This window comes from Desulfosalsimonas sp. (assembly GCF_046483245.1).
Classification (GTDB): domain Bacteria; phylum Desulfobacterota; class Desulfobacteria; order Desulfobacterales; family Desulfosalsimonadaceae; genus Desulfosalsimonas.
In genome coordinates this window covers 1-8,465 of sequence record NZ_JAWODO010000076.1, presented here as the reverse complement: position 1 = coordinate 8,465, position 8,465 = coordinate 1, and the positions used below count along the sequence as shown (strand labels likewise).

Here is an 8,465-nt window from a genome sequence, read left to right as displayed (position 1 = left end):
TCCGGATCATCAAACCGGTCCATGACATCACCGAGTTCTTCTGCGAATTTTTCTCCGGAAAAAGACAGTTTCCGGTTTTCCACATCCAGCACAATGCCCGGGAAATGCTCGGCTGCCTGGACATACATGTCCTCGTAATAACTGAGCCGGGGAAGCTGGGGCCAGAAGGGGATGTCCAGGGACAGGGCCGTTTCAAGGGCCCGGTCGGCATCCGTGTGGGGCATCACTGCCATGGCGGTTGTCAGCAGGTTTCCCGGAATGGGCATATTCTCATCCTTTCTTTGGATCGTGGATCAGATCAGCCAGGGCGGCCATCAATTCCGGACCGCTTTCGGCCGCCAGTTGGGCAAAGCGTTTTCCCCCGGTGCTGTGCTTTTTGTAAAAATCAACACAGCGCTTGACAATGTCAAGCACTTCATCTGCATCATAGCAGCCCGGCAGGGGCTGGGCCAGCCGGGGATGGCGGCCCAGTTTGCCCCCGAGCAAAATCTTGTAGCATCTTTGTATGGTTTCTATGGTCTGTGTGGGGCACACCCCGGGGCACTGGCCGCAGTCCAGACACCTGGATACATCGATTTGCGGCATCTGCCGGTTTTCATCCAGGGAAACGGCATCTTCCTTGCAGATCTCCGCGCACTGGCCGCACATGGAGCACGGATTATCCGTGAGCCCTGGCACGGCTGCTCCGATAATGCCGATATCCCGGATCTGGGGCCGGGAACAGGCATTGGGGCAATCAGCCAAAGTGACGGTGAACTCATGGTGAAATTTTAAGGGGCCGTTAACGGTTTTTTTCAAAAACCCCCGCAGGTCCGCTCCGGCCAAAAGCGATTCAATGCAACCGGCCAGATCCTCATCCGGGCCGGCGCGGTTCGGGCAGCCGCCGGGGCCGAAGCAGTTTTCCACCCGAAAGCCGGCCACCTCTTTTTCCAAGTTTTCCATATACCCCTTTTTCACCGCATACACGTCATCCACGGTCACTGTGCCGCGCCCCTGGCCCGCCACATATTCCTCGACTTTTTTGCGGACCCGCTTTTTCACAAAAAACGGAACTTTTCTCATCACGGCCCCGGCCTCGCTGCTCCATTCCATATCCTTCTCCTTGCTTTCTCCCTCCAACTTGAACTTTATAACTTTTACTCTGCAATTTGCAACGAACTGTTTCCTTGATGGGACCGTAAACGTCTGATTTCAGATGGCGCCGTAAAAAGTTCAAAATCAAGGCTTTCGCAATTTCGAAGAATGCAGCGTACTTATCCGTACGTGAAATTCTGAGAAATTGCGTGTAACGCAGATATTGGACTTTTACGGCGCCATCTTTCCTTGATTTATGTCAAAAACTGTTATATTTCCGGTGAAAAATCAGGAGGGGTCAATGAGCCGGTCCAAAGAGGTATTATCCCAATCCATACTGTTTTCCGGGCTTCCGGAGCAAGACATTGCGGCACTAACCGCCATTGCCGTGGAAAAACCCGTGACCCCGGGCGAGCTGATTTTTTCCGAAGGAGATCCGGGCGATGGATTCTATGTAACCCTTGAAGGCATGATCAAGGTCTACAAGCTGTCCACCGAGGGAAAAGAGCAAATCCTGCACATGTTCGGCCCCGGCGAACCCTTTGGCGAAGTACCGGTATTTTCCGGAAAAGCCTTTCCTGCCAGCGCAGAAGGGGTGAAAAAAAGCCGGGTGCTGTTTTTCCCGAGAAAAGCCTTTCGCGACCTGATCACCACCAATCCCTCTGTTGCCATGAACATGCTGGCCGTGCTCTCCCGCAGGCTCAGAAATTTCACCATCCAGGTGGAGAATCTGTCGTTAAAGGAAGTGCCGGCCAGACTGGCCGGATATTTCCTGCTCCAGGCAGAAGAGCAGAAAAATCCGGATATCATCACCCTCAATATTTCCAAGGGGCAACTGGCCAGCTTTCTGGGCACCATCCCCGAGACCCTTTCCCGGATGCTGCGCAAAATGAGCGAGCAAGGCCTGGTTGAGGTCCAGGGCCGGACCATCCGCCTGCTGGACAGACCGGGCCTGGAAGATCTGGCCGAATTCGGAAAAATGGAAGCCTGACACCGCCCCCAAAACCCTTCTGAATGTCTATGCACACCTTCTTTCCGGTTATGCACCCGGCCCCGAATTTTGATGGCACCGTAAAAAGCTTTTTACCGCGTCCGCTGTTTGTCAGGAAGGAAGCCCTACGGCCGGGGTCAGTTTTTTCGCTCCTGACCGTTTACGGATTCATCAAATGCCTTCGCTAAAATTTCAAAAACTCGGCCTGTCGGCCTCAAACAGTTTGAAATTTTTAGCTCCGGCATTTGCTGAATTTTTCCGTAAACGCTCAATGTCACTTCAAAAACCGACCCCGTCCTTGGACTTCCTTGGAAGTCTGATTTCAGATGGAGCCGTAAAAAGTTCAAGATCAAGGCTTGCGCAATTTCGAAGAATGCAGCGTAGTTATCCGTACGTGAAATTCTGAGAAATTGCGCGTAACGCAGATATTGAACTTTTTACGGCGCCATCAATTTTGCGTTATTCCATCAAGGCATTACCATTTTAAGACAAACCCTGTCCGTCCGGGGTGCGTTCCAGACCGGGGCGCAGCCGGCAGACAAACCCCAAAACCGCCATTGATCGGGATCAAAATCATGACAAAAGCATTGCCGGCAATCCGGAAAAACCTTTTACCCGCTGCGATAATCTTGGTTTTCGCCGCTGGCCTTTCATGCACAGGTTTTGCCAAAGAGCCCATATGGGCCCCGCCCGCACTGCAGCAGCTCATCACCGAGGCCCTGGAAAACAACCGCCTGCTGCAAAGCAAGGCAGACCGGGCAGAAGCTCTCAAGACGCGCATTCCGGCCGCAGGCGCCCTTCCGGACCCGAAAATCGGATTTGCCCTCCAGAGCATTCCCACAGATAGCTTTGCATTTGACCAGGAGCCCATGACCCAGAAACAGATCTTTGTGGAGCAGACCGTGCCCTGGCTGTCCAAGCTGGATTTGCGCTCTGAGGCGGCGGCAGCAGAGGCCAGACAGAAACAGGCGGAGCTGGAGGCCGCCAGGTTGGAACTGGCCCGGGACGTGGCTGTGGCCTGGTATGAACTCGGGTATGTGGCTGAAAGCCAGCAGATCAATGACGAGCTGACTGAACTCATGGGGCGCATCCGCAGGGACGCGCAAACCCGCTATGGCGTTGGAAGGGGCCTGCAGCAGAACATTTACCAGGCCGGGGTGGAATTGTCCCGTCTCAAAGACGAGGCTGTCAGACTTGAAAACCGCAAAACCACCATTGAAGACCGCCTGCATGAACTGACCAACAGGGGCGAGCACGCATCCATTGCCCCGCCCGCAGATCTGCCCGAGCCCGGGTTTGTGCTTTCAGCCAAAAAACTGGCCGCGGCAGCACTGGAAAAAAACCCGGACTTACAAGGCATGCAGGCGCGGATCCAAACCGCCAGGGCGCAAAAGCAGCTTGCGCAAAAGGATTATTATCCAGACTTCAATATCCGGCTGACATACGGGCAGCGCGAAGAAGACCGCACCGGAAGGGACCTGCCGGACTTCTTTTCAGCCGCGGTGGCAATGGACATACCGCTTTGGCACAAACGCAAACAGTCAAACGAGGTTGCCGCAGCTTCGGGCAATGAATTTTCCGCCCAGAACCGGTACCGGGATCTGCGCAACCGGCTGCCCTACCGGATCAAATCCCTGGCCGCGGAAATAAACGACACCCGGCGCAGATACCGCCTTTATACCCAGGAACTCATACCACAGGCCGGCCAGTGGGCCAGATCGGCACAGGAAGCCTACGAGGTGGACCGGGTGGCATTTGACACCATGATCGACGCCCGCATCCGGGTTTTGAAATACAGGCGGGAAGCCAGCCGGCTTTTTTATGACATTTACCAGAAACGCGCCCAACTCGAGGCCTGGATCGGCGGAGCCGCCGAGGCAAAACATTGAAGGACACTTCCCATGAATTCAAAGAACAATCCCATGACTAGAGATAAAGCCCGGACACGATCAGGGCGCATTCCGGTTCTCGCCATTGTTCTCACCGCTGTGCTGACCCTGGCGGCTGCAACAGGTGCGGCCTGGTATTCAGGCCTGCTATCCTTTGCGGACCGCCAGCAGCAGGACAGCGACATCCGGTACACCTGCAGCATGCACCCCCAGGTGGTCACAGATGAACCCGGGGATTGTCCCATCTGCGGCATGGAGCTTGTACCAAAGGACGAGGTGGATGAAAATGATGATAAAGATGACGGCGAACGCGAAATTGCATACTGGCGCGCGCCCATGAACCCTGAGGAAATCTATGACGAACCCGGAAAAAGCGCCATGGGTATGGATCTGGAGCCGGTGTATGAAGACGAACTGGTGGGGGGTGTCAACATCTCCATTGATCCTGTCACAGAGCAAAACATGGGCATCCGCACGGTAGCCGTGGCGCAGGGACCGCTTTCCCACACCATCAGAACCTACGGCCACGTGACCTACAATGAAACCAACATCGCCCGGCTCAACCTGAAATTCAGCGGATGGATTGAAAAACTGCACGTGGATTTCACCGGCGCCCGGGTAAAAAAGGGTGATCCGCTGTTTGATTTTTATTCACCGGAACTGATCACCGCCCAGCAGGATCTGCTGGAAGCCCGGCGCAACTACAGCCGCCGGCCTGATGAAACCAACAGAAAAATGCTGGAATCGGTCAGAAGCCGGCTGGGCTATTACGGTATTGGCAAGTCGGAAATCGACAAGATCATCGGGCAGGGGGCGGTCAAACACGCCCTGACCATCAGCTCTCCGTACACGGGAGTGGTGACGGAAAAAAACGTGCTTGAAGGCGATTACGTCCAATCCGGGACAACGATTTATCAAATCGCCGATTTGTCGAGCGTCTGGGTTGAGGCCCATATTTTTGAATACGAACTGGCCCGGGTGCAGAAGGGCCTGAAAGCCGAAATGACCCTGCCCTACCTGCCCGGGGAGAAATACGAGGGACAGGTGGCCTACATCTATCCTTATCTTCAGCGCAAAACCCGGGACGTGGTTGTGCTGCTGGAATTTGACAACCCGGATATGTTTTTGAAACCCGATATGTACGGGGATGTGAAAATCGCCACCAGCAGCGATAAAACCGGACTGCACGTGCCCAGATCCGCGGTTCTCCGCTCCGGACAGCGCGATATCGTGTTTGTTCGGCGCAGCGCCGGCAAATTCACCCCCAGGGAGGTAAAACTCGGAATTCCCCTGGACAACGACCGGATTGAAATCCTTGAGGGCCTGGCCCCGGGCGATCAGGTGGTGGTTTCCGGGCAGTTCATGCTTGATTCCGAATCCAAGCTCCGGGAGGCCTCCCGGAAAATGACCCAACGCGAAGCTCCCGGGGAAAAAGACGATGATTCCGGGCAAAACAGCGCCGGAGACGACGACTTTTTTGATGATCTGGAAAACAGCAACGGCCGGAACGGGGATGCATTTTTTGAGGATCTGGAATAAAGGGGCGGCCGAATGATCGGAAAAATAATTGAATGGTCCATCAACAACAAGTTCATGGTGGTGCTGGCAACCCTTTTCGTGATTGCCGGCGGCATTCTGGCCCTGCGGTCCATCCCCCTGGACGCCATACCGGATCTGTCTGACGTGCAGGTTATCGTGATGACAGAATATCCGGGCCAGGGCCCGGAAGTGGTCGAAGACCAGGTCACTTACCCGCTGACATCCACCATGCTCAGTGTGCCGTACGCCAAAAATGTCCGGGGATATTCCTTTTTCGGCCTGTCTTTTGTCTACGTAATTTTCGAGGACGGCACCGACCTTTACTGGGCCCGGTCCCGGGTGCTTGAATACTTAAACGGTGCGGCATCCGACCTGCCCGAAGGGGTCACCCCGGAGCTGGGTCCGGACGCCTCGGGCGTGGGCTGGGTATATGAGTATGTGCTCAAGGACCATACCGGAGAACACAACCTGGCCGAGCTCAGAAGCATCCAGGACTGGTTCTTGCGATACGAGCTCATGTCCGTGCAGGGAGTGGCCGAAGTGGCCGGCATCGGCGGATATGTCAACCAGTATCAGGTGGAGGTGGATCCCAACAAGCTGCTGGCCTACAACCTTCCCCTTTCCCGGGTCAGGAGCGCCATTCAGCGCTCCAACAGCGATGCGGGCGGCCGGCTTGTGGAAATGGCCGAAACCGAATTCATGGTGCGGGGCAAGGGCTATATCCAATCCATTGCGGACATGGAAGAAATCGCCGTTGGCCTCGATGACCGGGGCACCCCGATTCTTTTGAAAAACATCGCCGATATCCACCGGGGCCCTGATCTGCGCCGGGGGGTGCTGGAGTGGAACGGCGAGGGGGAGACCGCCGGGGGCATCGTGGTGATGCGCTACGGGGAAAACGCCTTAGATACCATCAACAGGGTAAAAACCAGGCTGGCGGAACTGGAAAAATCCCTTCCCGAGGGCGTAACCATTGAAATGGGATACGACCGCTCCGGGTTGATCCAGCGGGCCGTGCATGCGCTGCAGAAAAAACTCGTGGAAGAAATCACGGTGGTGGCGGTGATCTGCGTGCTGTTTCTCCTGCACTTCAGATCCGCGTTTGTGGCCCTGTTCACCCTGCCCGTGGGGGTGCTGATGTCGTTTCTGGTGATGTATCCCCTGGGTATTAACGCCAATATCATGAGCCTGGGCGGCATTGCCATTGCCATCGGCGTGATGGTGGACGCTTCGGTGGTCATGGTGGAAAACGCCCACAAGCACCTGGAGCGGGACCGGGACAAAAAGCCGTTTCACCAGATCATCCTGGAGGCCTCCAAGGAGGTGGGCCCGGCTCTGTTTTACAGCCTGCTGATTATCACGGTGTCGTTTATCCCGGTATTTGCCTTACAGGAGCAGTCCGGCCGGATGTTCAAACCCCTGGCCTATACCAAGACCTTTGCCATGGCCGCCTCTTCGCTTTTGGCCATCACCATCATCCCGGTTCTCATGACGTTTTTTATCATCGAGCGGCCCATTGACCCGCAGACTTCAAAAAAACGCAGGCGCCAAATCTGGATTGCCGCCACAGCAGGCCCGCCGGTGATCGTTGTTGCCGCCGGCATTGCAGGCGTGGACCTTCCCGGCTGGAGCCTGATAGCGGCCATCGCGGTTTCTGTTTTTGCCGTGATCTGTCTTGTGCCCCAAAAAATCCTGCCGGAACACAGAAATCCCCTGAGCCGTCTTTTTATTCGCGTCTACCGGCCGGTGATCGCCATGGTCGTCAACTGGCGCAAGACAACAATTCTGATTGCCTTGCTGATCACTGCGGTGACATATTATCCGGCCAAACAACTGGGCAGCGAATTCATGCCCCCCTTAAACGAAGGCGATCTGCTCTACATGCCAACCACCCTGCCGGGTATTTCCGTGACCAAGGCCCGGGAACTGCTCCAGCAGACCGACAAGATCATCAAACGCTTCCCGGAAGTCCGGAGCGTGCACGGCAAAATCGGCCGGGCCGATACGGCCACGGATCCGGCACCGCTGACCATGATTGAAACCACCATCATGCTGCGGCCCAAAGTGGAATATGAAACCCTGGAAGTCCAGCGCTTTTTCTCATCCTGGCCCGACTGGCTCAAGGGGCCCCTGACCCTGATCTGGCCGGAGAAAAAAAAGGGCGAAATCGTTCACCAGTGGCGCAAAAAACAAACAGACCGTTTTTTTTCTTCCTGGCCGGGTTGGCTGAAAGCCCCGCTTGCCTGGATCTGGCCGGAACAGCGGCACATGACCATCGAGGAGCTAAAAGCGGACTTAAACGATGCCATCCGGTTTCCGGGGCTCACCGATGCCTGGACCATGCCCATTAAAACCCGCATTGACATGCTGTCCACCGGCATCAAGACGCCTGTGGGCATCAAGCTCATGGGCCCGGACCTGGAGGTGCTATCCGAGCTGGGCACCCGCATTGAACAGGTGGTGCGCGATATTCCGGGAACCCTGTCGGTCTATTCCGAGCGCACAACCGGCGGCAATTACCTGGATTTTAACATCAGGCGCCATGAAATCGCCCGATACGGCCTGACCGTCGATGATGTCCAGGAAGTGATCATGACCGCAGTGGGCGGCATGAATATCACCTACACGGTGGAGGGCCTGGAGCGCTATCCCGTGAACCTGCGCTACAAGCGGGAGTTAAGAGACGACATGCAGCAGCTCAGGCGGGTACTGGTGGCCACGCCCACCGGAGCCCAGGTGCCCCTTACCCAGCTCGCCGACCTTGAAATCCGCAAAGGGCCGCCCATGATCAAAAGCGAAAACGCCAGAAGAACCGCATGGATATACCCGGCGCCGAGGTCTGGTCGGTGGCGACACTGACCGCTCCGGCGACCTGCTGCCCGTCCGCGGCGACCGACGCAAGCTGCTGCAGTTGCGCGTTCGGCAGGGCCTGCTGCAGTTGCGCCGATGCATTCGGATCGGCGAGGACCGAC

General features: G+C 56.1%; 6 protein-coding genes and 1 pseudogene. 4 read left to right on the top strand and 3 right to left on the bottom strand.

Annotated elements, in window-relative coordinates:
- Together R6U41_RS07115 and R6U41_RS07110 are read right to left on the bottom strand one after the other, a co-directional pair.
- Positions 1 to 266 (bottom strand): annotated as a pseudogene (locus tag R6U41_RS07115) (hypothetical protein); the annotation flags it as partial.
- Positions 267 to 270: 4 nt separating this feature from the next.
- Positions 271 to 1,092, bottom strand: coding sequence for a 4Fe-4S dicluster domain-containing protein (locus R6U41_RS07110; protein ID WP_410269140.1), 822 nt, complete (start codon positions 1,090 to 1,092; stop codon positions 271 to 273).
- A gap of 283 nt (positions 1,093 to 1,375) precedes the next feature.
- On the opposite strand from R6U41_RS07110, the gene R6U41_RS07105 reads away from it, so the two are divergent.
- The 4 genes from R6U41_RS07105 (at position 1,376) to R6U41_RS07090 (ending at position 8,352) form a co-directional block, all read left to right on the top strand.
- Positions 1,376 to 2,065 carry a Crp/Fnr family transcriptional regulator gene (locus R6U41_RS07105; RefSeq protein ID WP_410269139.1) on the top strand — a complete coding sequence of 230 codons (690 nt, stop codon included), beginning with the start codon at positions 1,376 to 1,378 and terminating at the stop codon, positions 2,063 to 2,065.
- 629 nt (positions 2,066 to 2,694) lie between these two features.
- Positions 2,695 to 3,954 (top strand): TolC family protein, encoded by a 1,260-nt coding sequence (locus R6U41_RS07100; protein ID WP_410269138.1) that lies wholly within the window; start codon positions 2,695 to 2,697, stop codon positions 3,952 to 3,954.
- A 33-nt stretch (positions 3,955 to 3,987) separates the two neighbouring features.
- Positions 3,988 to 5,493, top strand: coding sequence for an efflux RND transporter periplasmic adaptor subunit (locus R6U41_RS07095; protein WP_410269137.1), 1,506 nt, complete (start codon positions 3,988 to 3,990; stop codon positions 5,491 to 5,493).
- A gap of 12 nt (positions 5,494 to 5,505) precedes the next feature.
- Positions 5,506 to 8,352: an efflux RND transporter permease subunit gene (locus tag R6U41_RS07090; protein WP_410269136.1), complete on the top strand. Its 2,847-nt coding sequence runs from the start codon at positions 5,506 to 5,508 to the stop codon at positions 8,350 to 8,352.
- On the opposite strand, the gene R6U41_RS07085 is transcribed toward R6U41_RS07090, so the two are convergent.
- The coding region (locus R6U41_RS07085; RefSeq protein ID WP_410269135.1) for a hypothetical protein at positions 8,282 to 8,465 on the bottom strand (184 nt) is incomplete at its 5' end. The genes R6U41_RS07090 and R6U41_RS07085 overlap by 71 nt on opposite strands.

Excerpts from the sequence above, each read along its gene's own strand:
- R6U41_RS07110 (WP_410269140.1), bottom strand. The coding sequence starts at position 1,092 with ATGGAATGGAGCAGCGAGGCCGGGGCCGTGATGAGAAAAGTTCCGTTT.
- R6U41_RS07105 (WP_410269139.1), top strand. The coding sequence starts at position 1,376 with ATGAGCCGGTCCAAAGAGGTATTATCCCAATCCATACTGTTTTCCGGG.
- R6U41_RS07095 (WP_410269137.1), top strand. The coding sequence starts at position 3,988 with ATGACTAGAGATAAAGCCCGGACACGATCAGGGCGCATTCCGGTTCTC.
- R6U41_RS07090 (WP_410269136.1), top strand. The coding sequence starts at position 5,506 with ATGATCGGAAAAATAATTGAATGGTCCATCAACAACAAGTTCATGGTG.